At 30.2% G+C, this 26,029-nt stretch carries 22 protein-coding genes; 11 read left to right on the top strand and 11 right to left on the bottom strand.

The genetic code is table 11. The features are described from left to right. Window positions 1–9: 9 nt before the first annotated feature. Window positions 10–2,085, bottom strand: a complete 2,076-nt coding sequence (locus tag L1S33_RS09615) for a DUF11 domain-containing protein (protein ID WP_240562165.1) — start codon at window positions 2,083–2,085, stop codon at window positions 10–12. A gap of 126 nt (window positions 2,086–2,211) precedes the next feature. On the opposite strand from L1S33_RS09615, the gene L1S33_RS13240 reads away from it, so the two are divergent. Together L1S33_RS13240 and L1S33_RS09610 are read left to right on the top strand one after the other, a co-directional pair. Continuing rightward, window positions 2,212–2,424, top strand: a complete 213-nt coding sequence (locus L1S33_RS13240) for a T9SS type A sorting domain-containing protein (protein WP_368389524.1) — start codon at window positions 2,212–2,214, stop codon at window positions 2,422–2,424. Between the two features lie 136 nt (window positions 2,425–2,560). Then, window positions 2,561–7,177 (top strand): T9SS type A sorting domain-containing protein, encoded by a 4,617-nt coding sequence (locus L1S33_RS09610; protein WP_240562164.1) that lies wholly within the window; start codon window positions 2,561–2,563, stop codon window positions 7,175–7,177. 235 nt (window positions 7,178–7,412) lie between these two features. On the opposite strand, the gene L1S33_RS09605 is transcribed toward L1S33_RS09610, so the two are convergent. Genes L1S33_RS09605 through ppk2 (L1S33_RS09590) form a run of 4 tightly spaced genes read right to left on the bottom strand, consistent with a single transcriptional unit; the run spans window position 7,413 to window position 10,746 of the window. Beyond that, entirely contained in the window at window positions 7,413–8,555 is a 1,143-nt protein-coding gene (locus L1S33_RS09605; protein WP_240562163.1) for a cysteine desulfurase family protein, read from the bottom strand. A gap of 15 nt (window positions 8,556–8,570) precedes the next feature. Further along, window positions 8,571–9,098, bottom strand: coding sequence for a Smr/MutS family protein (locus L1S33_RS09600; RefSeq protein ID WP_240562162.1), 528 nt, complete (start codon window positions 9,096–9,098; stop codon window positions 8,571–8,573). Window positions 9,099–9,101: 3 nt separating this feature from the next. Then, window positions 9,102–9,887 carry a polyphosphate kinase 2 gene (gene ppk2, locus L1S33_RS09595; protein WP_240552660.1) on the bottom strand — a complete coding sequence of 262 codons (786 nt, stop codon included), beginning with the start codon at window positions 9,885–9,887 and terminating at the stop codon, window positions 9,102–9,104. Between the two features lies 1 nt (window position 9,888). After that, window positions 9,889–10,746 carry a polyphosphate kinase 2 gene (gene ppk2 / locus L1S33_RS09590; RefSeq protein ID WP_240562161.1) on the bottom strand — a complete coding sequence of 286 codons (858 nt, stop codon included), beginning with the start codon at window positions 10,744–10,746 and terminating at the stop codon, window positions 9,889–9,891. Between the two features lie 82 nt (window positions 10,747–10,828). Here ppk2 (L1S33_RS09590) and L1S33_RS09585 point away from each other — a divergent pair, with 82 nt between their 5' ends. Beyond that, entirely contained in the window at window positions 10,829–11,779 is a 951-nt protein-coding gene (locus L1S33_RS09585; protein WP_240562160.1) for a lipid A deacylase LpxR family protein, read from the top strand. 154 nt (window positions 11,780–11,933) lie between these two features. After that, window positions 11,934–13,052: a hypothetical protein gene (locus L1S33_RS09580; RefSeq protein WP_240562159.1), complete on the top strand. Its 1,119-nt coding sequence runs from the start codon at window positions 11,934–11,936 to the stop codon at window positions 13,050–13,052. Window positions 13,053–13,236: 184 nt separating this feature from the next. Here L1S33_RS09580 and L1S33_RS09575 read toward each other — a convergent pair whose 3' ends face one another. Next, window positions 13,237–14,661, bottom strand: a complete 1,425-nt coding sequence (locus tag L1S33_RS09575) for an ATP-dependent DNA helicase (protein ID WP_240552664.1) — start codon at window positions 14,659–14,661, stop codon at window positions 13,237–13,239. Window positions 14,662–14,756: 95 nt separating this feature from the next. On the opposite strand from L1S33_RS09575, the gene L1S33_RS09570 reads away from it, so the two are divergent. From L1S33_RS09570 to L1S33_RS09560, 3 genes are read left to right on the top strand one after another with little or no spacing between them, the layout of a single operon-like run. Further along, entirely contained in the window at window positions 14,757–15,485 is a 729-nt protein-coding gene (locus L1S33_RS09570; protein WP_240562158.1) for a hypothetical protein, read from the top strand. Beyond that, window positions 15,457–16,290, top strand: a complete 834-nt coding sequence (locus L1S33_RS09565) for a DUF3822 family protein (RefSeq protein ID WP_240562157.1) — start codon at window positions 15,457–15,459, stop codon at window positions 16,288–16,290. Before L1S33_RS09570 ends, L1S33_RS09565 begins: the two co-directional genes overlap by 29 nt. Then, window positions 16,290–16,826 (top strand): RsmD family RNA methyltransferase, encoded by a 537-nt coding sequence (locus L1S33_RS09560; RefSeq protein ID WP_240562156.1) that lies wholly within the window; start codon window positions 16,290–16,292, stop codon window positions 16,824–16,826. Before L1S33_RS09565 ends, L1S33_RS09560 begins: the two co-directional genes overlap by 1 nt. Here L1S33_RS09560 and L1S33_RS09555 read toward each other — a convergent pair. The 5 genes from L1S33_RS09555 to L1S33_RS09535 form a co-directional block, all read right to left on the bottom strand. After that, the gene (locus L1S33_RS09555; RefSeq protein ID WP_240562155.1) at window positions 16,823–17,776 is read right to left on the bottom strand and encodes an AAA family ATPase; all 954 of its coding nucleotides are present in this window, start codon (window positions 17,774–17,776) and stop codon (window positions 16,823–16,825) included. The genes L1S33_RS09560 and L1S33_RS09555 overlap by 4 nt on opposite strands. Window positions 17,777–17,887: 111 nt before the next feature. Next, entirely contained in the window at window positions 17,888–19,270 is a 1,383-nt protein-coding gene (locus L1S33_RS09550; protein ID WP_240562154.1) for a peptidylprolyl isomerase, read from the bottom strand. Next, complete coding sequence (locus L1S33_RS09545) at window positions 19,233–20,093, bottom strand: hypothetical protein (RefSeq protein WP_240562153.1); 861 nt, start codon at window positions 20,091–20,093, stop codon at window positions 19,233–19,235. The genes L1S33_RS09550 and L1S33_RS09545 overlap by 38 nt, the downstream gene beginning before the upstream one ends. After that, entirely contained in the window at window positions 20,093–21,694 is a 1,602-nt protein-coding gene (locus L1S33_RS09540) for a peptidylprolyl isomerase (protein ID WP_240562152.1), read from the bottom strand. The genes L1S33_RS09545 and L1S33_RS09540 overlap by 1 nt, the downstream gene beginning before the upstream one ends. Before the next feature lie 14 nt (window positions 21,695–21,708). Then, window positions 21,709–21,990 (bottom strand): DUF493 family protein, encoded by a 282-nt coding sequence (locus L1S33_RS09535; RefSeq protein ID WP_240562151.1) that lies wholly within the window; start codon window positions 21,988–21,990, stop codon window positions 21,709–21,711. An 87-nt stretch (window positions 21,991–22,077) separates the two neighbouring features. Between L1S33_RS09535 and L1S33_RS09530 the strand changes: the two genes are divergently transcribed. From L1S33_RS09530 to L1S33_RS09515, 4 genes are all read left to right on the top strand, one after another. Then, complete coding sequence (locus L1S33_RS09530; protein ID WP_240562150.1) at window positions 22,078–22,620, top strand: AAA family ATPase; 543 nt, start codon at window positions 22,078–22,080, stop codon at window positions 22,618–22,620. Continuing rightward, window positions 22,617–24,494 carry a RecQ family ATP-dependent DNA helicase gene (locus L1S33_RS09525; RefSeq protein ID WP_240562149.1) on the top strand — a complete coding sequence of 626 codons (1,878 nt, stop codon included), beginning with the start codon at window positions 22,617–22,619 and terminating at the stop codon, window positions 24,492–24,494. Before L1S33_RS09530 ends, L1S33_RS09525 begins: the two co-directional genes overlap by 4 nt. A gap of 37 nt (window positions 24,495–24,531) precedes the next feature. Next, window positions 24,532–25,476, top strand: coding sequence for a methionyl-tRNA formyltransferase (fmt, locus tag L1S33_RS09520; protein WP_240562148.1), 945 nt, complete (start codon window positions 24,532–24,534; stop codon window positions 25,474–25,476). Between the two features lie 187 nt (window positions 25,477–25,663). Then, the gene (locus tag L1S33_RS09515) at window positions 25,664–25,936 is read left to right on the top strand and encodes an HU family DNA-binding protein (protein WP_240552676.1); all 273 of its coding nucleotides are present in this window, start codon (window positions 25,664–25,666) and stop codon (window positions 25,934–25,936) included. Window positions 25,937–26,029 lie beyond the last annotated feature (93 nt).

Genomic DNA, 26,029 nt, shown 5'->3' with positions numbered 1-26,029 from the left:
ACTCAAAACTTAATTCCCAGTTTCAGGTTGCGAATCTACATCATTTTGATTAGATTGTGTTATTTCAGCATTATTTATTATAAAACCAGCTCCACTTACTGTTGCTGTTATTTGCAATGTAGTGGTTTGATTAACATTTAAACTCCCGATTGTCCAAATATCTGTTATTTCACTGTAACTTCCTCCAGACATACTTAAAAAAGTTAAACCTGTTGGTAAAACATCTGTCACTTGAACTCCTGTCGCTTCTGCAGCTCCATCATTAGTTACTGTTAATGTATAAACAATATTACTACCTATTTTTGGTACTGCATTATCTACAGTTTTTGTTAAACTTAAATCTGCTTGACATGCTAATGTATCTGAAGCATCAGTTACTGCTACTGTTATTACTTGTGGTGTATTTGCTGAAACATCTAAACCATTAGCGTCTTCAATTGGAACTCCAAGTGTTACACTCCCAGGAGTAGTGTCTACCGCTGTTCCGAAGTTTAACAAACTACTTCCGGCACCATTAGAACCAAAAGCTAATACTGTTAATTGTGAAGGCATAAAACTACCGTTTGCTTCTACTGCGTCTGGACAGCCATCATTATCACTATCGGTATCTAAAAGATCTGGTATTGTATCATTATCTGTATCTAAAGCAGTACAGTACTCTAGCTCATAAAATTGCATTGTTACTAAGTTTGAACTAGCATTTTGCTTTGCTGCTCTGATTTCAATTACTGTAACCGGTCCTTCTATAGACACTTGAACAGCATTATTAGGTGCATTGTTTGCACTAGCTGAACTTATTACACTTTGACTGAAAAAAGTCCCATTAGTCCCTAAGTTTATATCAGTAATATCTACTTGCGCATTACTACTTCCATCTGTAGCTAAAACATCTATTCTATCCTGATTATCTAACCCCCCAAATTTAAACTCAACATTATAAACTGGCTTAGAAAAAGTGTACGTGTATACCGCCACATCTCCTTCTGGAAAACTAGAATTATTAATTTGAGTGTTAATATATGCTCCTGAAACACCACTTAGAGTCTGACTGGCAACACCTGAACTCCATGTTGCGGTCCCTATTAACTCAAAAGAAGCATCTACATCTACTCCATTAAACGGATATAATCCTGTTAAATTTGCTATAGCTGTTCCTCCATTAGTTCCTGTACTTGTATTAGTAAAGGTTTGACCTAATGCTACAAAACTTGGTGAACAAATTATCCCTTCATTTATATCTAAAACTCCATCATTATCATCATCTAAATCACAACCATCTGGTACAGTATCATTATCTGTATCAACAGTATCATCAAAACCATTACAAATATCTGACACATTTGGCACACCATCTCTATCATCGTCAGGTATAAGGTCACTAAAAGCAATTTCAAATCTATCATTTACCGTAGGTGAGCCACTTGCATTCATTGAAATTTCAAATGTAACTGAACTAAAAGTTCCGTTTAGACGAACACTTCCTGCAGCTGTTCCCAATAAAGGTGTATCACACTCAGATCTAGATTCGGTATAAACCATACCTGAAGTTCTTGTTATTGTCTGGTTTGTTTCGTCTGTAACAAAATGCGTATCATTTCCTGACAATTCTGTTAGCGTAATACCTGGAGTAACTACACTTAACCTAGAAGCGGTTGTTGTTCCTCCTGGTCCTCCACCTCCACCAAGTCTATCAAAATGTATTACTGGGTTTGTTACAAATGAACTAAAAGTAAATGTTATAAATGCTGAATTAGGAAATGTATGACGAATACTTAAAGACGGATTGTTAACCATACTTGGTATACTCGTAAATGCAGGGTTACAAATTAATGTTTCACCGGCTGTTTGAAAATCATTTAAAGTAAAACCTGTACCTGAACCATAATCTGTAGCTGAAGCTGTAACAGTTACAAGTTCTACCCCGGCTTCTCCATTATTTGCAGACCAGGTTGTTGTGGCTCCACTTCCAGAAGCTGTCCAAGCACCCGAATTCTGCGCAGCTATTGAGGTAGTAAATAAAAATGTAATTAAAAAAGCTACTACAGTTCTATATAGTAACTTAAATAAGAAATAAGAATTATCCATCTAATAATTTATAATGATTATACAAATTTATACATGGGGGAAAGCGTATATTTTGCAAAAGTACATTTTTTTAACGAAACAAAAACAGCATCGACTAATTTACTTAGCCACACTTAATAAAGGTTAATCACAAAGAGTATTTCGTTTAAACAACAGAAAACACGGGTAAAAAAGTCGGTTCCTTATGATCTTCTTGGGCAAAAAAACGACTTCACACACAAATACATTTCAACAAATTTAGAGACACGCATTAAAAAAAACAACCTTTCTAAAGCAGTTTATTTAGTTAATATAAACACCAATAATGGTTCTTTTTCAAGAAAAATAATTATTAATTAAAAAGCACATAGACCTCTCTACGATAAAAACCGCTACAACAGATAATTAACTTTTACTTAATTAATTATTGCGTATTAAATTTTTAATGAATATTTTTGTATATTAAATTTTTTAGTAGCCCTAAATACTATAAATTATGAAACAAAAATACTCTACAAAAAATAAAATCAAATGGTTTAAAATATCTTTTTTTTTATTTTTTACCATTCTTAATTCTAATCAACTTTTTTCTCAAATTGTTTTACACAGTGAAGATTTTGAATCAGGTAATACATGGTCAACAGCTGGCTCTAATGCTTCAACGGGAACTTTTGTAAATGTAAACCCAATAGGAACAACATACCAACCAGAAAATGACCATACTTTACTTGGTACAAATGCTTTAATATCTGGACAGAATAACGGAGGATTAGGAAGTATAGATATAGATGGTGGTACCGTTTTTGCAACATCACCAATATACAATGTTGCTCAAGATGCAGATTTATCTATTTGGTATTTTTTTGGACAAAGAGATAATGGTGATGATAATGGCGATTTTTTTAGATTAGAAGTATCATTAAATGGAGGTACAACTTGGAATCAATTAGTCTATATTGGCGACACAACAAATAATGATGTGTGGACAGAGGTTACATTTCCTATTCCTGGAGGTTCAAATGTAAGAGTTAGGGTATCAGCTGCAGATGGAACTTCTAATGGAGACATTATTGAAGCTGGTGTTGACGACTTAACTATCACAGCCCCCCTTTCTATAACAGACACAGACGGCGACCTAATACCAGACTCTTCAGATATTGACGACGATAACGATGGTATTTTAGATGTAGATGAAAATTGTATTATACCTGGAGGAACACCTCCTGTACCAGATGCTCATACATGGTTAGACCCTACTTTTGACATCTTTGTTGTTGCTGATAATACTAACGGATTAGGTTATCAAGAATCTGGTTTTGAAGAAGAAGCTTTTTTACAAGGAATGCCTTTAACTGTTTTAAATCAAAGTGGTGATTATACACAAAACGTTGTGGGAACACCTTTGACAAACCCAGCTCCTTCAATAAATTCAACTGTAGATTTTGCAAATGGGCAATTGAGTATGACTCACAATTATTATGACCAACATAATTCTGAACTTAGAACAACTACATCAGGTGAATTTACCTCAGGAAGTGGTGGTTCTCACGGAATATACATAGCGCCAGAAAGAGAAGCTTCTGCTGCTGGTGATCCAAGCCACCCAGCAGCACATAGTCATGGAACAGGAACAAACGATTCTTACTCCGTTATTGTAGATTTCACAACACCTGTCTATGCTTTTAGCTTCGATTTAATTGACATTTTTGACACGAACCCTAACAACACCCCTCTTTCTTATATTTTAGAAGTTTTTGCTGATGGAAAACGTCTAGTTTACTTAACTGCAGATAATTTTGGTGATAATGGTACTGGAAATGCTACATTATATGAAGATGACGACACAGAAGTGAGCACAGTAATTGGGATTGGAGACGGAAAAGAGTTAACTATTGGTTTTGTAAACGTTATCTCTGTAGATATCGTAGAAATAAGAACAACCATAACCGCCGGTTCTACTAATAATGGAGCAAGAGACGCACATGGTATGGACAATTTGGTTTATAGCACAGAAGCTAGAAGTTGTTTTGCCCCAGACATTGACTTTGATGGAGATGGTATACACAACGACTTAGATTTAGACTCTGATAATGATGGAATTCCAGATATAATTGAAGCACAAACTACAATAGATTATATTGCACCTAGTGGAATAGACATAGACTTTGATGGTTTAGATGATGCATATGACGCAGATACTTCAAGCGCTGATAGAGATTTATCCATTGGCTTAATTGCCGAAAACACAGATGGTAATTCCGATGGAGCTGATTATGTAGATGTAGATTCTGATGATGATAATTTATTTGATATAGACGAAGCCCATACTGTAGACTTAAACGATTCTGATAATGATGGAATGACAAATAACGCTGTTGGAAATAATGGTTTTATTAATAGCTTAGAAATTACAGATTTTTATTTAGATGAAAACGGTAATTTTGATGATACTCAATATGATAATTTCCCCGACATAGATACAGATGCATTAACCGTTGGCGATGTAGATTATAGAGATGCCCATATATCTGGAATACCAATAATTACTCAAATATATCAAAACGGAAATAATAGATATATTGAAGTAACCAATATACACGCAAGTAACCCTATATTAGCAGGTACATTAAAATTAGCATTTTATTTAAATCAAGCAGTTGGAGGTTTAAACGATGCCTTACCTAACATAACACCTTACGATGCTCTTTTTGTAAATCAAGATATTGCGCCAGGACAATCTGTAATAGTTAAAAGAAACAATACTTTACCTGTAAATTCTAGCGCAATAGAGATAATTGATAGCGAAATGACAAGCTTTACTGGAGGAAATGACATAATTTTACTAACACATTACAAAGGTTTTATAGACGGAACTTCCACTTGGAAAAACAGATATGAAAGTGGACATTCTTTTTCTAACACAACTTCATATGTTAGACATGATGACGTAATAAATGTAACTACAGATTTTGATGCAACACAATGGACAGCTTTTGTAGATGAAACAATAGATGCTAATGTAACTAACGAGCTATCACCAATACAACTACGTTCTGAGTACGACCCAATAATTACTGAAGTTACACTTGCATCCAATACAAATGCAAATGTTTATTTAGGAGTTCACTATACAGGAAACACACTAAGCAGCAACACTTTTACTAACGGAACACCAGATAAATCCAGAAATGTTGAAATCGATTCAGACTATACAAGATCTTCTGTTTTAAATTCTAGAAATCTAATTGTAAATGCAAACAGAACACTAACCTTAAACGGGACTTACTCTGTTATAACTAACAACCTAAATAACTTAGGTGATATTATTTTATCAGATAATTTTACAGACAACGGCTTAGCAGATACTAATCCAGCTTTTGTTGAATTTAAAAAAACTGGGCAAATAATTCAAACCAAAAAAGGTGCAAATACTAATTCTGGTAACGGTAACATCTTTGTTAATCAAGCTTCAGCTATAAAAAGTCCAAACAGTATTTATAGATACACATATTGGTCTTCTCCTGTAGCTGCAGACAATAATGACTTTGTATATAAAGTTGGAGAAGTAATGAATGATTCTCTAACTACTGCAACTAACAATATTGAACCACTAACTTTTACTGGTTCTTATGATGGAGCTCCTGGAACGGATGTACTTGCTGCAACAATATCTAATTATTGGATATATACCTACATGAATGGAGTTGACAACGGAGGTTTTGTTCATAGAGGAAGTAATGGAGATATACCTGTTGGATCTGGATATTTAATGAAAGGCTCTGGAAACCCAAACGGACAAACATTTACGTTTGTTGGGAAACCTAACAGTGGAGATATTGTATCTTCTGTATCACCCGGTAACAATCCAACAGCATTAGAAGAAATTGTAGAAAACGGAAATCATATTGTAGGAAATCCTTATCCTTCTAGTATGGATGCATCTCAATTTATTTATGACAATGAAGATATAATAAAAGATGGTACCCTTTATTTCTGGCAACATGTAGGAGAAGCTTCTACATCATCAGTTACTGAAGGCCATACACAATCTGGTTATCGAGGTGGTTATGCTTCAAGAAATTACGACATGGGTGTTTATGGTGCTAATACTGCTGGAGAAAATTCAGCAACAGGATCTGGATATTCTTACCACATTCCTGGAAGGTATATTCCTGTGGGACAAGGATTTTTATTTACTTCAGACGAATATGGTGACGCAGGTAACACAAGTGAAACTAGAAACTTAACATTCTCTAATTGGCAACGAGTTTATCAAAATGAAACAATTACAGGTTTAGAGTCTGGTGATTATTTAGATGACGATGATGCAAGCAACAACAGTGATGATTCACACTTTTTAGGAAGAGGAACAAGCGGAAAAGAAGTTACAAAAGGCAATCAAAATAGAAGTTTACAGAATAGCTTTCCGCTACTACGCATAGGTTTTGAACACAACAACATAAACAATGTAGATATGCATAGGCAATTAGGAATCTCTTTTCAAAACGGATTGTCTTTTGCTAATGAATACGGACACGATAGCCCAATGTACGATTCTCAATACACAGAAACTTACTGGAAATTTCCTGGCGACAATAATCGCTATTTAATTGCCGGTGTACAAGAACTTACAGAAGAATTACAAGTACCAATAGATGTAGTAATTTATGAAGATAAACCTGTAAAATTTATGGTTGACGGAAAAAGAAATATTGATTACACCGTATATCTTTATGATGCTGTAGAAGAAATTTCTTATACATTAACAAACCCAACAGAATTAACACTACCAATTGGAACATATACTGACAGGTTTTTTATAACATTTATGGAAAGAGGAGCTGTACTTAATGATGCTGATGAGATTATAAATGACACAACAATTTACTATGCAGAAAACACAAAAGAAATTGTTATTAAAACATTAGAATCTTTAGAAATTGAAAAAGTAGAACTATACAATTTACTTGGTCAAAAAGTTATGAATTGGAATAATGTGTCTCATGAAACTAACGAAACAAGACTAAAAACAAATAACCTTTCTACAGCTGTTTATCTTTTAAATCTAAAAACAGACAAAGGAAAAGTATCAAAGAAATTAATTATTCGATAATTAATAAATACCCTTAAAATTGAAAAATCCTGCACCCTTGCAGGATTTTTTTTATATAAAGAATACTTATATAAAAACAACTTAACAATAAGAAATACAAATAATTTTAACGTGTATTAAAGTCCTTTTAACGCAATATTAAATCCACAACAAGTATTTTACTTTTAAAACAACAAAACACGCTTAAAAGTGAATTTAAAGGCTAAAACCAATAATTAATTCAGAATAGTAAAAGTTAATCAATCTTTAAGATCAATTTAAGTTTTTGAATGCAGTATTCTAGATCTGCTTTTGTAGTAAATTTTGAAAAAGAAAAACGCACCGAAGTCTTTTTGGCATCTTCATCAGCTAAAAAAGCTTGGAGGACATGAGAACCTTTATTGCTTCCACTTTGACAAGCCGAACCTCCAGAAACTGCAATTCCAGCCAAATCTAAATTAAACAAGAACATTTTATTTTCTACTGGAAAACGAACATTTAAAATGGTGTAACTACTTTTTACTAAATCTAAAGACAATCCATTAAATGTTATTTTATCAGAAAGTATTTTTAATTCGGCAATAAAATATTCTTTTAAATCAGAAATGTATTTTGAATCTGCGTCTAAGTTAGAAATCCCAATTTCTAAAGCTTTATCCATTCCTAAAATAGCATGTACATTTTCTGTACTAGACCTTGCTCCTTTTTCCTGTTCTCCTCCATGTAACATCGGCTTAATTCCTAAGCCTTTTTTAAAATACATAAACCCAACTCCTTTTGGTCCATGAAATTTATGGGCACTTGCTGTTATAAAATCAATAGGCGTTTTTTGTAAATCAATTTTGTAATGTCCAATTGCTTGTACAGTATCGGAATGAAAAAAAGCATTGTATTTTTTACAAATCTCAGAAACTTCATCAACAGGTAAAATATTTCCAATTTCGTTATTCACCATCATTAAACTCACCAAAGTTTTTTCTGGAGAACTTGCTAATAATTCTTCTAAATGATTTAAATCTACAGTACCAAACTCATCAACATTAACAAATAAAACTTTTATATTATTTTCCTTTTGAAGATGCTCAACTGTATGTAAAACTGCATGATGTTCAATTTTAGTTGTTATAATTCTGGTAACTTCTAAATTAGCAACAGCGTTTATTAAAATTAAGTTATCTGCTTCTGTTCCGCCTGCGGTAAAAACTAATTGACTTGACGAAATATTAAAATGCTTCGCAATATTTTTACGCGCATTTTCTATAGATGATTTTGCTTTTCGCCCAAACTGATGCGTAGAAGATGGATTTCCAAAATTCTCTTGCATAGATTGTTGCATTACAGAAATAACTTCTGAATACATTGGAGTTGTTGATGCGTTGTCTAGAAAAATAGTTTTCATCCTGCAAAAGTAAGACTAAATAACAACTTCCGTTGCTCCTAAACCATATTCTCTATAAGAAGCGTCTTGATAACGAACAGGGTATTTATTAAGCAAGTATTGTAACTCTGTTTTTAAAACACCTTCTCCTACTCCATGAATAAATATTAACCTGGGAATTCTCTTTTGAATACAGTATTCTAATTTGTGAGTTGCTGTTTTTATTTGATAATTAAGAATGTCGAAATTATCCATTCCTCTAGCATTTTTTAGTAGTTTTTCTATATGAAGATCTACTTCCATTACAGTATTATTCTTCGTTTTTTTGAAGGCAGAAACTTTCTTTATCTTTGGAATGTTCTTTTCCTTTAATAACTGATTATTAATATCAGAATATTTAGACAATTCGTATTGTTCTTCTTCAATTTTAACGAGTTCAAATGCTTTAAAAACAAAGGTCATTCCTTCTGCTTCAATAGAAATATCATCATTTGAAACACCAACAACAACACCTCTTATAACATCATCTAAAACCGCTACTTTATTACCAACTTGTAAATGCATTATTTAAACAACTGTATTTTTATCGTAAGGAATGCTTTTTAAAATGTGATTTATTACATTAACTCTAGCTTCCGTTTTACGATTTGCTCTAATTACTTTCCAAGGAGAAACGGCTGTATTTGTTTTAGAAAACATTGCCTTTTTGTAAGCCGTATAATCGTCCCAAAGTTCTTGTGCTTTATCATCTACAGGAGTCATTTTCCATTGTTTTAATGGATTGTTTTTAATATCTAAAAATCGTTTTGCTTGCTCTTTTTTAGAAATAGACATATAAATTTTAACCAAGCGAATACCTGACTCTAAAATCATTCTTTCAAAATCATTAACCTGATTCATGAAAATGTTATATTCTTCTTGCGTACAAAACCCCATAACAGGTTCTACTACTGCTCTATTATACCAACTTCTATCAAAGAAAACCATTTCTCCTGCTTTTGGTAATTGCTCTACATAACGTTGAAAATACCATTGGCTTTTTTGATCTTCATTAGGTTTTGGTAAGGCAACAATGCGCATATGTCTAGGATTAATTCTTTCAGTAACCCTTCTAATAGCACCACCTTTTCCTGCAGCATCTCTTCCTTCAAAAACTACTATAATACGCTCATTTTTGTTAATTGCCCAAGTTTGTAATTTAATAATCTCTAATTGTAGCTTCTTTAATTTCTGCTCATAATTTACATACCTAATGGCACGCTCATAATTTAATGGCTCTTTAGAAAGAACGGATTTTAAACCTTTTGTAGAATTAAGTTTCTCTATTTCTTTTGCTGTAAATTCTCTTTCCATATTAATCTAATTGATGTATTGAACGATAATAACGCATTACTACATTAGGATCTGGGTTTAAAGTAGTAGCCGCACCTTCTTTACCTTCATAATTAAATTTAGAAAGCACATAACGCATAGCCTCTAAACGAGCTTCTTTTTTATCATTTGTTTTTATAATAACCCAAGGACAATAAGTAGTATGAGTTTTACTAAACATTTCTTCTTTATAATGCGTATATCTTTCCCATAATTCCTGCCCTTTTTTATCTACGGGACTAAATTTCCATCTTTTTAAAGGGTTCTCATTTCTTGCATCAAACCTCTTTACTTGTTCTTCTTTAGATATTGACAACCAAAACTTTATAACCACTACTCCATCTTCATACAACATGTGTTCAAATTCTGGAACTTGTACTAAAAACTCTTTATATTCTTGCTCTGTACAAAACCCCATAACAGGTTCTACAACCGCTCTATTATACCAACTTCTATCAAAAAAAACTACCTCTCCTGGGTTTGGTAATTCTTTTATGTAACGCTGAAAATACCATTGTCCTTTTTCTACTTCCGTAGGTTTATTTAAAGCCACCAAACGCATAGAACGTGGATTTAAGTGCTCCATAAAACGCCTTATGTTTCCACCTTTTCCTGCAGCATCTCTTCCTTCAAAAATTACAGCAACTCTCTTATTTGTTTTAGAAACCCATTGTTGTAACTTTACAAGCTCTATTTGTAGTTTTTTCAATTCACTTTCATATTCAAGTGTTTTTTCTACTTTTTGAAAAGGAATCTTTTTTTCTTTAATTAAAGCTATTAGCTCTTCATTAGTTGAAACGCTTTTAAAATCTTGCTGAGTAAGTTTTGGTGTTTTTTTCATTTTAAAAAATAAGAACGACTAATGTAGCAATATTTAAGACAAAACCGATAAAATTTTCTTGATAAAATATATATTTGTAAACATGAAAAAAAATATTTTATTCATGCTTATAACTATTTCTATGAGCATTTTTTCTCAAGAAAAATACGCTAAAGAATTTAGTTTTATAAATGATAATGATCTATACACTTCTATAAATAGAGATCGTTATTATACAAATGGTATGTTTTTTACGTATAGATATTTAGCTAAAAATAATTCATCAACTATAGAAAAAAAAATATTTGAGTTTCAGTTAGGCCATCATATGTACACGCCTTATAAAGCGCTAGTTTATAATATTAATGAACACGACAGGCCTTTTGCAGGGTATTTATTTGGTAGTTTTGGTATAAATAGAGCTTATAAAAGCAATACTATTTTTAAAACATCGGTGCAATTAGGTATTGTTGGACCTTCTGCGTTTGGTAGAGAATTACAAACAGCAATCCATGATTTGTATGGTTTTGAAGAAGCTATTGGATGGAAATATCAAATAAAGGATGCATTTGGTATAAATTTTCAAGCAGATTATAATAAACATTTAGTTGCTGATAAGAGCAATTATTTTGATATAACTTGGATAAACAATGCTAAATTGGGTTCTGTTTATACAGATATTACTACAGGTTTTTATACACGTTTAAGTTTTGAACCATTACAAAAAATCATCAATTCTATTGCATTTAATACGTCTGTAAATAATGAAAACACAAGTTTTGTAAGAGAAGTAGAATCTTTCTTTTTTATAAAACCGTTTATTACATACGCCTTTTATGACGCAACCCTTGAAGGAAGTATTTTTACCGATAACAATCCTGTTACAGGTGAAATAGTTAATTTAAGGTACGGTTTTGAAATTGGTTATAAGTTTACTGTAAATCGTTTTAATTTTGGCTATATCGTAAATTATCTAACTAAAAAAAGTGAAGGTTTAAAATATACGAGTGGAAATACGTATGGTACAATTCAGCTTAATTACCTGCTTAAGTAACCCTATTTAGTTTACTTACCTTTCTCTCAAAAAAAAAACACTAAATTCGCTTAATGTTGAATATTAACAATTAAAACTGTGAATATTCTCAAAACATTGACTGTTATTTATGAAGAAAAGAATAAAGAAAAAATAATATTTTTAAAATTAAAAAATGAAACGAAATATAACTTTAATTACGATCTTCCTATTTAACTTTAGTTCTTTTAGTCAAATTTTAAATAAATCTATTGATGAAGTTGATTTTATTCATGTTATGAAAGAATTAAACTATATGGATGAATTTAATTCTACTTTAAAATTAATAAAAAGCGAATCAAAAGAAACATCAGAAGAAAATCCTATAGAAGCTTTTAAAAAAAAATATACTGAGCCTGAAAATACTGAATTATATAAAAATTTAGAGACTGCGAAATATAATAATAAACATTATGGAGATTTAAATAAAAGCGCACAAAGATCATTAAAAACTATAGATCTAACCCTAAAAATATGCCAAGCAGGAAATGGAAATTGTGATTATATTAAAAATTCTTTTAATAGGAAAGTTAGCGAAAATAATGACTATGCTTCTAAAACAATTTATTGGGGTAAAAAAGCAGGTACTTATCGCAAAGAATATAATAATTATGTCAACAAGTGGAATAATGAACTAAAAAAAGCTAAAGAGAAAAATAAAAATTGGTCAAAACACACGTTATATCCATTATCAGAAAGAGCCCAAAATAGTATTTCAAAACTTGAAAATATTTACTATAACTATAAAAATGCAGATATAAACAATAGAGATAAATTAAAAAACAAGAATGTTTTTTCAGAAAAAATTAAATGGTTAAGTCTTGAAGAAGCAATAAATTTACAAGTCGATAAACCAAAAAAGATTTTAATTTATTTAGATTTTAAAAATAACGTAAGTAAGCTAATTAAACAAAACTTAAGTAATAATGATGCTATAAATTATCTTAATAAGAAATATTATTCTGTAAATTTTATTACTACTCTTAATTCAAAAAAAGAAAAAAAAATAAAATATAGGGATCAAGTATTAACATTTTACGAATTTGCTAATTCTTTTGGGATAAATAGTTTCCCTCATTTAATTTTTCTTGATGAAAAAAGTAATTTTATAGCTCCAATTGGAGGTAATATTAATCTTCAAGATTTTGAATTATATCTAAAATTCATTGCTAATGATGATTTTAAGGAAATAAAATCAAAAGATGATTTTAAAAATTATAAATCAAATTTTAAATCAGCTTTTTCAAGTAATTAATCTTTTTTCATGAAATAATATAAAAAAATGAAAGTATAAAGTAAAAACTACTGGAAACATCTAACATATAAGATTACTATTGTTTGCCTAAAAAGGTAGTTACACATTTGCTAGTTCTGTTTTTTCTCCTAAAATTACTGGCACACAAACACGTTAAACGAACCTTCAAAATTGCACTTTATTACTACTCAAAACAATCATCTTTAAAACCTATTAAATACAATTTTTCTTGTGCTCTTGTAATTGCTGTGTATAACCATCTTAAATATTCTATACTTGGACCTTCAGGTAAATAAGGTTGTTCAATAAAAATGGTATTCCATTGTCCTCCTTGAGATTTATGACAGGTCATTGCATATGAGAATTTTACTTGTAACGCATTAAAAAACTTATTCTTTTTAATAGCCATAAACTGTTTGTATTTAGATTTTTCATGCGCATAATCTTCTTTTACAGCTTGGTATAATTTATTACTTTCCTCATAAGTTAAAGATGGACTTTCGCTTGTTAATGTATCTAATAACAAAACGGTTTCAAATGGTTTCATATCTGGATAATCAATCATTCTTACTTCTACTTCAGCAAATTTAAATCCGTATAATTCTTTAATTGAATTGATACGCATAACTTCACAAATATCTCCATTTGCAATAAAACCTGCGGAAGAAGAATCTTTTAACCAATAATAATTATTTTTAACAACCATTACATAATCTCCAGTAGAAATTTCATTCTCTTGACCACGTATCTGTAATCGTATTTGTTGATTATATTGATTGGCTCTCTTGTTAGATCTAACAATTATTGCAGTGTCTTCTACTCCAATAACACCATCGTAGCAAGACGTAATTGCATCTTCAATATCGTAACCATCTTCTAAACGAATAATATCAGGAAAATTTATATCGAACTGAAAATGAGTAGCATTATTCAGTAATAAAAAACGAATTGTAGTTGCGTTGGCTAAAATTCCAGAGTTTTCATGCTGTCTCATAACCTCATCCAACTCAATCTCTGTTACTTCCTTATCGTATTGATATTCTAATTTAGACGCTTCTAAAGCCGGACTTACAGCTAACTTTACTGGTGGTAATTGTGCAGTATCTCCAATAAAAACAAGTTTACAGTTTTTTCCAGAATAGACGTACGAAATTAAATCTGCTAATAAAGAATCGTTTTCAAATAAATTTGCATTTTGAGATTTATCTGGAATCATTGAAGCTTCATCAACAATAAATAAGGTGTTTGTATGCTTATTTGTTTGTAATGTAAACGCTACAGAACCGTTACTTTGTTTTTTAGGAAAGTATATTTTCTTGTGAATTGTTAAGGCTTGTTTTTTAGAATATACAGAAATTACTTTGGCAGCTCTACCTGTTGGCGCCAACAAAACAGCTTTCTTTTCTGCGCGCCATAAGTTGTTTACAATAGTACTTATTGTTGTAGTTTTTCCCGTTCCAGCGTATCCTTTTAATAAAAATAACGCATTATTGTTATTTTCAAAAGTAAAATTTGCTAATAATCGTAAAAGCTCATTCTGTTTAATAGTGGGCGAATGCGGAAAGTTTTTAAGAAATTCTTGGTATAAATCTTTAGATGATTTTATCATACTTCAAATATAGATATTGATTTATAAATAAAAGTTTTCATCCTAAAAAAAAAATTGTAGATTTGCGAGAACACTATTAAAAAACAAAATATAAAATGGGATTATTTCTAATGATTTTGGCAGCTGTTGTAGTTGCGTTTCTTTTAGCATTTGTAATTGTTAAATTTGTACCTCTTAAAATGAGATGGTTAGTATCTTTATTATTACTAGCATTAACTATCTTTTTAGGTTTTAAAATTTACGAAGGTATTATGAAGCCAATTAAATTTGCCAAAGAAAAACAAGTACGTTACGCTAAAGTAATTACTAATTTAAAGATGGTTCGTGATGCTGAAGTTAAGTACAACGAGGTTTACGGAACTTTTACAAAAGATAAAAATGCATTAATTACCTTTATTGAGAATGGTAAATTAGCAATTACACAAACTAACAACGTTGAAAAAGATGTTAGAGTTGGTAGTGGTATATCTGTAAAAAAATCTTTTAGAGTTGTAGATACAATTGGTTTTGAACCTGTATTAAAATCTTTTGAAGGTAAAGATTACAAAAACATGTTTAAAGTACCTGGAACAGATAAAGAGTTTTCTTTAGAAGTTGGTAAAGTTGAAAAAATTGCTGGTTTAGAAGTACCTGCTTTTATCGCTAAAATAGACAAAGCTTCAATATTAAAAGGAATGGATATTTCTTTAGTAAAACAAGAATTAGAAGCTAATACTACAGACCAAATTAAAGGAGAATTTGTTACAGTTGGTTCTTTAGAAGAAGTTACAACTGGTGGTAACTGGCCTCCTTCTTATGACAAAGGAAGTGCAGAAAAAAAGTAAGCATACAAGCATAAATACTAATAAAAGAAATCTATCCATCCAATTTAGTTTGGATGGATTTTCTTTTTGTATCTCTAATTCAGAAACAAATGAAATTATTCATTTTTCTGAATATGTTTTTAAAAACACACTTGCCACACCTGAGGTTTTGTTAGAAAAAATTGAACACATTTTCTCTACAGACACAGAGTTACAACACGATTTTAATGAAGTTGAAGTAATTCATCAAAATAATTTAGCAACTTTAGTACCTACTAAATATTTTAATGAAGAGGAACTTACAACCTATTTAAATTTCAATATAAAAACATTAGCAACCGATTTTATTACTTTTGATGAAGTAGTCCAATTGGACGCTAAAAATGTTTACGTACCTTATGTAAATATTAATAATTATGTGTTTCAAAATTTTGGAGAGTTTGAATACAAACACCATTCTACAGTTTTAATTGATAAACTTGTAGAAAACACAAAAAATACAAGTGAAAAACATTTTTTTGTTCATGTAACTAAAAATCAAATAGATATTATTGTTCTTCAAGAAAACAAATTGCTTTTTTACAACAATTTCCCTTTTAATACAAAAGAAGATTTTATCTATTATATTTTATTTACAGCAGAACAAATAGGGCTAAATCCAGATGAATTCCTATTAACTTTTTTAGGTGATATTGAAGAGGAATCAGAAATTTATAAAATTACCTACAACTACATTCGTAATATCGATTTTATAAAAAGTACAAATCCATTTTTTAAGGACGAAGACGATTTTTCACCACATTCAAACTATATTTTAGTAAACTAATGAGAATAATATCAGGAAAACATAAAGGAAGAAGACTTACGGCACCAAAAAACTTACCTGTAAGACCAACTACAGATATGGCAAAGGAAAGCTTGTTTAATATAATAAACAACAACTATTATTTTGATGCTGTTTCTATTATAGATTTATTTGCTGGTACAGGAAACATTAGTTTTGAATTTGCTTCTCGTGGCTCTAAAGAAATTTACGCCATTGACAAACACTTTGCATGTATTAAATACATTAATGAAACCTCAAAAGAGCTCGATTTAGACATTAATACTTACAAAAGCGACGTGTATAAGTTTTTAGACAAAACACCGCTTACAGCCGATATTATATTCGCTGATCCACCGTACGATTTTGAAACCGAACAATTCTTAAAAATTGTAGATACGGTTTTCGAAAGAAACCTTTTAAATGAAGACGGTTTGTTAATTGTAGAACACTCTAAACACACCAAACTTTCTGATCACTCAAAATTTAGTTACGAGAAACGTTATGGTGGTAATGTTTTTAGTTTTTTTGAAGGTTAAAACAAACTTTCAATAATCTGTTTTACGGTAATTCCTTCTGCTTCTGCTTTGTAGTTTTTTACAATTCTATGCGATAAAATTGGTACAGCAACCGCTTGCACATCTTCAATATCTGGAGAATATTTTTTATTAATTACAGCGTGTGCTTTTGCGGCTAAAATTAAGTTTTGAGAAGCTCTTGGTCCTGCTCCCCAATCAATATATTTTTTAACCAATTCTGTAGCTTGGTCAGATTTTGGTCTTGTTTTACCGACTAATCTAACCGCATACTCTACAACATTATCTGCTACAGGAACTTTTCTAATCAGTTTTTGAATAGCCACTATTTCTTCCGCAGAAAACAAAGAATTTACGTTTGCTTGTGTATTAGAAGTTGTGCTTTTTACAACTTGCACTTCTTCTTCAAACGTTGGATATTCTAAATTAATAGAAAACATAAAACGGTCTAATTGCGCTTCTGGTAAAGGATACGTTCCTTCTTGCTCAATTGGGTTTTGTGTTGCCAAGACAAAGAATGGTAAATCTAACTTATAATGATGTCCTGTAACGGTTACAGAACGCTCTTGCATAGCTTCTAAAAGCGCTGCTTGTGTTTTTGGAGGTGTTCTGTTAATTTCATCAGCCAAAATAATATTAGAAAAAATTGGGCCTTTTATAAATTTAAACTGACGATTTTCATCTAAAATTTCACTACCTAAAATATCTGAAGGCATTAAATCTGGTGTAAACTGTATACGTTTAAAACCCAATCCTAAAGCATCAGAAACTGTGTTTACTAATAATGTTTTTGCCAAACCAGGAACTCCAATTAACAAAGAATGTCCTCCACAAAATATTGACAATAATGTAAAGCTTACTGCTTCATCTTGTCCAATAATTACTTTGCTAATTTCTTGTTTTAATTGTGTGTATTTTTCAACTAAATTATTTACCGCAGTTACATCTGACATAGCTTAATCTTATTTTCTAATTCGATATTTTATTAAAATGAAATTCCCGCTTGGTGTATCTTTTTTGATAGACTAAAAGCGGGAATGACAATATAGTAAATTTATTTATTTTTACTTATTTTCTTTTTTCCAATCTTTTTTAAATGTACATTTTTTAAAGTCGGAATTTAGTTTAATATATGTGTCGCTAATTTTCTCTTTAGACCATTTTGCAATAGTTTCTTCTTTCTTTTTAGCCAAGGCTAATTGCTGTACTTTAACATAGTCATTTACCAATTCTGCGGTATGCGTATCGGTTCTGTTTCTCATTAAAATTACTTTGTACATTTTTTCTCCTCCACGTGTTTCATCATAAAAAGGCTCTGTAATTTCTCCTTTTTTAAGATCATTAACTCTTCCATATAATTCTGGATCCATACGTGTTAACTCCCAAGTAGTTTCTCCTGAATAAGGATTCATTAAAATACCACCATTGTTCTTAGTTTCATCATCTTCAGAGTATTTTTTTACAGCTTCTTCAAACGTAATTTTATTCTCTAAAATTTCTTTACGTAATTTCTCTACTTCTGCTTTAGTTTCTGAAAGTTTATCATCAGAAATTTCTGGTTGCATTAAAATATGAGAAACCTCTCTTCCTTGACCTTTAATTTTATGTAATAAGATAATATGATAACCAAAAATCGACTTAAATGGTTCAGAAATTTGCCCTTCATCTAAAGAGAAAGCAACTTCTTTAAACTCTTTAATAAATTGAGTTTCTTTAGTAATAACACCTAAATTACCTCCGTTTTTAGCAACAGAAGGATCTGTAGAATTTATAATGGCTTTTAATCTAAAAGAAGCTCCATCTTTTTCTACTTGATTTTTTATTTGATTTAACTTTGCTATTACTCTTTCAGTTTCTTCCTTAGTTGGTTCTGCTCTTAATACTAATTGTGCTAATTCTATTTCTGCAGGAAACTCAGGAAGCTCGTTCTTTTCTTTTAAACCGTTATAATAAACACGTACTTCTTCAGGTGTAATATCTACACTTTCCGTTAGTTTTTCTTGCTCTCCATTTATTAATAAGTTTTCTTTCTGAACGCGACCTAATTCTTCTTTCATGTCTGTAAGACTATTAAAACCATAGGCTTTAATCATCTTTTCTTCACTACCATATTCTTGTGTAAAATACCCAATACTTCTATTAACACGATCATCAATTTGAGATTTTGTTACTACAACACTATCAATTACTGCATGGTGCGCTAATAATTTTTGTTGCATTAATTCCTCTAACATTTCACAGTCAGAAATCTCAATTTTACCTTCACTTCTTACTTTAACTTCTTCTTTAAATTTATCAATATCAGAATCTAAAACAATATTTTTCCCTACAACTACAGCTACACCGTCAATTTTTACTTTTTGAGCGTTAACAGCTATAATTCCGAAGAAAAATAATAAGGTTAATAATTTAATATTCTTTAAAGTTTTTGTTTTGAATTGCATCATTTATCAGCGTTTTTTCAATCTCTCTAATTAATTCTAATTTACGTTTGTGTAAAATTAATTGTTTTATTTGTGGAGTAATATAGCTTAATGGTGCTAAATCATTCCTTTTTAAAACGTTTTTTACAGCGACCAAATATACATCTAAACTGTCTTCTTTTTGGATGAATTTGGATATTTTTAACAGTTTTTCTTTAGGTTCTTTTGCAAATGGTGGTATTTTTAACAAAACATTATCTAAAGACAACCAAGTACTGTCCCTTAATCTAGATGATTTAAAGTTAATTCGTTGACTTTCTAAACTTTCCAAATCTTCTTCTTTACTAGATTTAAACTTTTTTACAATGTCTTTCTTATCAAATAACTCGCTACCAAAATGAAGATATTTAAGCTGAATAAGTTCTTCATTTAGCTTGAAATTTTCTTTATTTTTGAGATAAAACTCTTCAATTTCATCTTCTAAAACTAAAGTATCTAACTCCTGTTTTATTAAACGTTCTTTGTACTCGTTTATAAAAAGGCTTTCTCTATAATTACTTACTAAAGAATTTATGTTTTCATTATTTGCTTCGGTAGCATTTAATTCTGCTTTCTTTAGAAATAATTGCTGCTTTGCCCAAGAGTTTATGAAGCTTTTTACCAAAACAACACTATCTTCTTTTGTAATATTTTTAGGCAAGAAACTTTCAATATCTTTTTTATATAAGTTTACATTATAAACAGAAGCAATTGGCGCTTCTACTTCCTCTGCTTTTTTAGATTGAATACCTAAATAATCACAAGACAAAAACACAAGGCAAATTACTATGTAAACTGTTTTTTTCATTATTGATTGTATTGTTGTTTAAGCCTACGAAGGGCTTTTTTATTAATTTTAACTTTTGACTTTTTATGTAATTTTTCAATCCAATCATCTTCCAAAAAGTCTTGATAAGCACTCATTGCCTTTCCTTTACTCTTAGAAAAATCCTGGCCTTTAAACTTAGTCGAAGTATTAAAAAACTCTTTTAAACCAAGAGTATCTTTAGCAGCTTTATCCCAAATTTTTTGTTTCATTAAATCAAACAATAATAAATCATCTTCGTACCCTTTTAATGTTTTTTTATAAGCAGGTTCTGTATCAATTAAATGGTCTTTATAATATTGAATTACTTCTGAGTCTTTAAAGTTCTTCAACAATGTATCAATAGATAAATGACGACGATGCTTTATGTAAGAAGAAAACGTTTCTTGTGTTATTTCTTTATCATTAATAGTTAATAAAACACTTTGTAACTCTTCTTTTGGAAACTCTCTTCTATCAGATTCTTTAAATATTGCTAAAGCGTTATCGTTAATTTTTATGTTATAGTTTTTTGCTATTTTGGCAGCAATAGTACCATTATCAGATCGTGATCTTCCACTACTCTTAATTTTTTTAGTTAAGCTTTTTTTAGCCTTATCAAAAGATTGAACCGGATGCTTTTTTAACAACTTAACTATGTGCCAACCATATTTAGTTTTAAATGGTTTGCTATAAGAATTAACTTCCGAAAGTTTAAAAACCTCATTTTCAAATTGCTCAACCATTTTACCTGTTCCAAATTTAGGTAATTTACCACCTCTTTCTGCAGAACCTTTATCTGTAGAATATAGCTTAGCTAGTTTCTCAAAACTTTCTCCCTTATTTAACTTTGCGTAAGCACTATCAATTTGCGCTTTACCTATAATTGATCTTTCATCTATTAAAATATGAGCAACCTCAAACTCTCCTTTAGATGGTCTTAAGGCATCAACTTTTACAATATGATATCCAAAACGAGTTTTAAATGGTTTCGAAACTTCGCCAATCTTTGTTTTGTAAGCTGCATCTTCAAACGGATACACCATTTTAAATGCGGTAAAATAACCTAAGTTTCCATTATTTCTTTTTGCTGACGGGTCTTCAGACACTTCAGCCGCTACTTTCTCAAAACTTTCTCCAGCTATAATTCTATTTCTATAAGCAGTTATTTTATTAAAGTAACTTAATGTATCGTTTGGTTTTGTGCCTTTTGAAAAACGAACCAAAATATGCTTTGCTTTAATTTCATTTTTAGTTCTAAAATAAGCTTCTTCAACTAACTTTTCTAACATTGCGTTGTCTTGCAAGTAAGGAGCTGCTAATTGGTTTTTATAAGTAGCTAATTCTCTTTTATAACTTCTAGAAGTATCTAATTGTAAAGCATAAGCTTCTTTTATTTTTAATTTATAATTTACATATAAATCTAAATATTTATCAATGTTTTTAGAGTCTTCATCTACAACTAAATCTAAATTTCTCTCGTAAACATTTTTAAATTCTTCAACCGTTACTTTCTCTCTATCAATACTAAAAAGTATTTCTTCATTTTGAGAAAACCCAGAGAAACCTATAAAAACACTAATAAAAAATATTATTTTTTTCATTTTTTTTAAATTTACTATAATGAGATAATTCCTTTAATACCTTCTGCTTTTTTGTAATAAGATATAACCTTATCGGAACTTGCCACCTTTAAAACTATAGAAACACTACAATATTTTCCTGTTTTAGATTTTTTTGTTTTTATAACTGCTCCAGAGTCATCAAATAAATCCTCAACTTCTTGCACTTGATTTCCATCTGTTGGTACAATAAATTTGTACATGTAATCTGCAGGAAATTCTGTAGTATCATCTAACTGTGCTTTTAGCTTTATATAAAATGCTTTTTTATCTTCCATAAATCTTTTCTGAAATTGTTTACAAATAATAAGCCACAAAATTACACTATTTATTATTTTTAACCATTTAAATTTTACATTTGCTACATGCAACAAAAAATTGTTCTTATTGGAGGTCCAGGAACTGGAAAAACAACAGTGTTAAACGAATTGAAAAATTTAGGGTTTTCTTGTATGGAAGAAGTTTCTAGAGAAGTAACCTTAAAAGCTCAAAAAGAAGGAATAGATCAACTATTCTTAACACAACCATTATTATTTAGCGAAAAATTGTTAGAAGGAAGAATTCAGCAATTTGAAGAAGCTCATAAAAGCGAACAGAAACACGTGTTTTTTGATAGAGGAATACCAGACGTTTATGCTTATATGGATTTTTTTAAAACTGATTATCCAGAAAATTTTAAAGAAAAAGGTAAAGAGTACAATTATACTAAACTTTTTATTTTTCCTCCTTGGAAAAACATATACACTTCTGATAATGAGAGATATGAAACTTTTGAACAGTCTCAAGAAATAGACATTTTCTTAAGAAATGCATACGAAGAAATTGGTTATACGTTAATTGAAGTTCCTTTTGGAAGTATTGAAGACAGAACAAATTTTATTTTGAATCACTTGGATTTAAAAGTATGATTTCTCCTTTAGAAATACTACAAAAATATTGGAAACACACTAGTTTTAGAGAACCGCAAGCCGAAATAATAAATGCTGTATTAGCAAAAAAAAACACCATTGCTTTACTGCCAACAGGTGGTGGAAAATCTGTTTGTTTTCAGGTTCCTGGAGTTATTTTAGATGGAATTTGTATTGTTATTTCTCCACTTATTGCATTAATGCAAGATCAAGTTGAAGGTTTACAAAAACGCGGAATTAAAGCGACCACAATTCCTTCAAAAAGCACACCCGATGAAATTGTTACCATTTTTGACAATTTAAAATTTGGTAATTATAAATTCTTATATATTTCACCAGAACGTTTACAATCTGCTCTAATTCAACAAAAAATAAAAGAATTAAACGTTTCTATAATTGCTATTGATGAAGCACATTGTATCTCTGAATGGGGCCACGATTTTAGACCTTCTTACAGAAACATTAATAAGCTAAGAGAATTAAAACCAGAAGCTACAACTATTGCTTTAACAGCTTCTGCAACCAAAAAAGTTTTAGACGATATTTCTAAAAGTTTGGATTTAGAAGCAACTACAATTTTTAAGAAATCATTTTTTAGAGACAATTTAGCATATCAAATATTTACAATTGAAGATAAACTGTATCGGTTGAAACAAATTTTTACTAAAACTACTTCTCCAGCAATTGTTTATGTAAATTCAAGAAAAAAGACAGCACAAATTTCTAGTTTTTTAAATGCAAACGGATTTAAAAGTAGTTTTTATAACGGCGGTTTATCTAACATAGAAAAAGAGGTTGCTTTTGAAAATTGGATGACGGAAAAAACGCCAATTATGGTGGCAACAAATGCTTTTGGAATGGGAATTGACAAAGCCAATGTTAAAGTAGTTGTCCATTATGATTTTCCGAATAGTGTAGAAAACTACCTACAAGAAGCAGGAAGAGCAGGAAGAAACGGTAAAAAATCTTTTGCTGTTTTACTAAAAAATGCAAATGACATTAGAGCTTTTAAGGAACAAACAGAAATGTCGCTTCCATCGCTTACAGAAGTTAAAGAAATTCACAAGAAGTTATACCAACATTTTCAAATTGCAAAAGGAGAGTTATTAGAAACAATTTACGATTTCAATTTTTTAGAATTTTGTAAAAAATATAAATTTACACCATCAAAAGCTGCAACAGTTCTTACACTTTTAGTTAATAATGGCATTATTGAAGTTACTACTAATTTTGCTAAAAAATCTTCTTTGCAGTTTAATGTAAACAGCTCAAGAATATTAAACTATAAAGCCGACAAGCAGTTTATAAAAACCTTATTAAGAACATATGGCGGTTTGTTTGAACAAGAAACTAAAATTAACGAATTTATTTTAGCAAAAAAGGCAAGTATAACTTCCAACCAAGTAATTACAAATTTAGAACGCCTAGAAACCGAAGGTTTACTTACCTACAAACAAGCAACAAATAACTCAGAAGTTAAGTTCTTACAAGCAAGAGAAGATGACAGAACAATAAATAGGCGTTCAAGAGAAATAACACAATTTCTAAGTCAGAAAAAGCAAAAAGCAGAAAACATTGTAGCATTTATTGAAAACGATTCAATCTGTAGAAATATTCAGCTACTCTCCTATTTTGGTGAAAAAAAAGCCGCTAAATGTAAAATGTGTGATGTTTGTTTGGCAGCACAAAAAACAAAATCAACTATTTCAGAAAAAGAAATTCTAATTTTAATTGCAGAAAAGAAACTTCTTTCTTCAAAAGAAATATGTACATTTTTAGATGCAGATGAACAAGACATTTTGGTACATTTGCGACAGCTTTTATCCGAAGAAAAACTTGGTTTAAATAATCAAAATAAATTCTTCAAACTATAAGCAGCAATTAAAAAAAGATAACTTCAAACTAATAAAAATGAGAGATATACGCATTGTGTTTATGGGAACACCGGATTTTGCTGTAACTATTTTACAACATTTGGTTGAAAATAAATACAACGTTGTTGGTGTTATAACTGCGGTTGATAAACCTGCCGGACGTGGAAGAAAATTAAATGAATCTGCAGTAAAAAAATACGCACGCTCTCAAAACTTACCAATTCTTCAACCTAAAAATTTAAAAAATGAAGAATTTCAAAAAGAATTAAAGGCATTAAATGCTAATTTACAAATTGTAGTTGCTTTTAGAATGTTACCAAAAACTGTTTGGAACATGCCAGCATATGGTACATTTAATTTACACGCTTCTTTATTGCCAGATTACCGAGGTGCTGCGCCAATACATTGGGCAATTATAAATGGAGAAACAAAAACAGGTGTTACCACTTTCTTTATTGATGATAAAATTGATACGGGAGAAATTATTTTGCAATCGGGAATTGATATTAAAAATAACGAAACAGTTGGAGAGTTACATGATAAATTAATGCATCTTGGTGCTGGTTTAGTTTCTGAAACTGTAGATTTAATTGCAAATGAGGAAGTAAAAACAACAAAGCAACCTGAATTAGAAGAAAAATCTGCTCCAAAATTATATCCACATAATTGCAGAATAGATTGGTCTTTACCTTTAGATGTAATTTATAACAAAATACGCGGTTTAAACCCATTTCCAGCAGCTTGGACATTAATACATACTAATAATGAAGAAATAAGCGCTAAGATTTACGCTGTAAGCAAGGAAGAAGAAACTCACTCTTTAGAAGTTGGAACTTTAATTACAACCAAAAAAGAACTAAAAGTTGCAGTTAATAATGGATACCTTATTATAGATGAGATTAAACTTTCTGGAAAGAAAAAAATGGATTCAAGAAGTCTTTTGAATGGCTTTCATTTTTCAGAAAACTCTAAAATGCTTTAAGCCCAACAATAGCAAGGTATTGACGTATTTTACCTTTTTTGGCTTTCGTTATTAACAATTTAGTATCATTTATTAACAAAACACCCTTTTTTTTGAGCGAAAACTTGCGCAAACCCTTATTCCTGCTATATTTGTTGAGCTATACAAAGCGAAATATAATATTAATTTAAAAAAAATCATTCAGATTATGAACAAATCAGAATTAATTGATGCAATGGCTGCTGATGCAGGAATTTCAAAAGCTGCAGCTAAAGCTGCTTTAGACTCTTTAACAGATAACGTAACTTCTACTTTAAAAAAAGGTGGTAAAGTATCTTTAGTTGGATGGGGAACTTGGTCAGTATCTAAAAGAGCTGCAAGAACTGGAAGAAATCCACAAACTGGAAAAGCTATCCAAATTCAAGCTAAAAACGTAGCTAAATTTAAAGCTGGTGCAGGTTTATCTAAAGCTGTAAACTAAAAAAATTAAAAGTTTTTTTATATAAAAAGCTCTCTTATTTTTAAGAGAGTTTTTTTATTTGCTAAAAATCACTACTTTTAATATATCATAACT

Origin of the sequence: Tenacibaculum aquimarinum (genome assembly GCF_022478115.1) — a bacterium.
In the GTDB taxonomy this organism is placed as follows: Bacteria; Bacteroidota; Bacteroidia; order Flavobacteriales; family Flavobacteriaceae; genus Polaribacter; species Polaribacter aquimarinum_A.
Note: the sequence above shows the minus strand (reverse complement) of the source record. Positions and strands in the feature narration are given on the sequence as shown.

Bases quoted from the DNA above. Each gene is read 5' to 3' on its own strand.
- L1S33_RS09535 (WP_240562151.1), bottom strand. From the start codon at position 21,990: ATGGAAGATAAAAAAGCATTTTATATAAAGCTAAAAGCACAGTTAGAT.
- L1S33_RS09530 (WP_240562150.1), top strand. From the start codon at position 22,078: ATGCAACAAAAAATTGTTCTTATTGGAGGTCCAGGAACTGGAAAAACA.
- L1S33_RS09560 (WP_240562156.1), top strand. From the start codon at position 16,290: ATGAGAATAATATCAGGAAAACATAAAGGAAGAAGACTTACGGCACCA.
- L1S33_RS09540 (WP_240562152.1), bottom strand. From the start codon at position 21,694: ATGAAAAAAATAATATTTTTTATTAGTGTTTTTATAGGTTTCTCTGGG.
- L1S33_RS09525 (WP_240562149.1), top strand. From the start codon at position 22,617: ATGATTTCTCCTTTAGAAATACTACAAAAATATTGGAAACACACTAGT.
- L1S33_RS09565 (WP_240562157.1), top strand. From the start codon at position 15,457: ATGACAAAGGAAGTGCAGAAAAAAAGTAAGCATACAAGCATAAATACT.
- L1S33_RS09585 (WP_240562160.1), top strand. From the start codon at position 10,829: ATGAAAAAAAATATTTTATTCATGCTTATAACTATTTCTATGAGCATT.
- ppk2 (WP_240552660.1), bottom strand. From the start codon at position 9,887: ATGGAAAGAGAATTTACAGCAAAAGAAATAGAGAAACTTAATTCTACA.
- L1S33_RS09515 (WP_240552676.1), top strand. From the start codon at position 25,664: ATGAACAAATCAGAATTAATTGATGCAATGGCTGCTGATGCAGGAATT.
- L1S33_RS09555 (WP_240562155.1), bottom strand. From the start codon at position 17,776: ATGTCAGATGTAACTGCGGTAAATAATTTAGTTGAAAAATACACACAA.
- L1S33_RS09615 (WP_240562165.1), bottom strand. From the start codon at position 2,085: ATGGATAATTCTTATTTCTTATTTAAGTTACTATATAGAACTGTAGTA.
- L1S33_RS09580 (WP_240562159.1), top strand. From the start codon at position 11,934: ATGAAACGAAATATAACTTTAATTACGATCTTCCTATTTAACTTTAGT.
- L1S33_RS09605 (WP_240562163.1), bottom strand. From the start codon at position 8,555: ATGAAAACTATTTTTCTAGACAACGCATCAACAACTCCAATGTATTCA.
- L1S33_RS09545 (WP_240562153.1), bottom strand. From the start codon at position 20,093: ATGAAAAAAACAGTTTACATAGTAATTTGCCTTGTGTTTTTGTCTTGT.
- L1S33_RS09550 (WP_240562154.1), bottom strand. From the start codon at position 19,270: ATGATGCAATTCAAAACAAAAACTTTAAAGAATATTAAATTATTAACC.
- L1S33_RS09570 (WP_240562158.1), top strand. From the start codon at position 14,757: ATGGGATTATTTCTAATGATTTTGGCAGCTGTTGTAGTTGCGTTTCTT.
- L1S33_RS09610 (WP_240562164.1), top strand. From the start codon at position 2,561: ATGAAACAAAAATACTCTACAAAAAATAAAATCAAATGGTTTAAAATA.
- L1S33_RS09600 (WP_240562162.1), bottom strand. From the start codon at position 9,098: ATGCATTTACAAGTTGGTAATAAAGTAGCGGTTTTAGATGATGTTATA.
- L1S33_RS09575 (WP_240552664.1), bottom strand. From the start codon at position 14,661: ATGATAAAATCATCTAAAGATTTATACCAAGAATTTCTTAAAAACTTT.
- ppk2 (WP_240562161.1), bottom strand. From the start codon at position 10,746: ATGAAAAAAACACCAAAACTTACTCAGCAAGATTTTAAAAGCGTTTCA.
- fmt (WP_240562148.1), top strand. From the start codon at position 24,532: ATGAGAGATATACGCATTGTGTTTATGGGAACACCGGATTTTGCTGTA.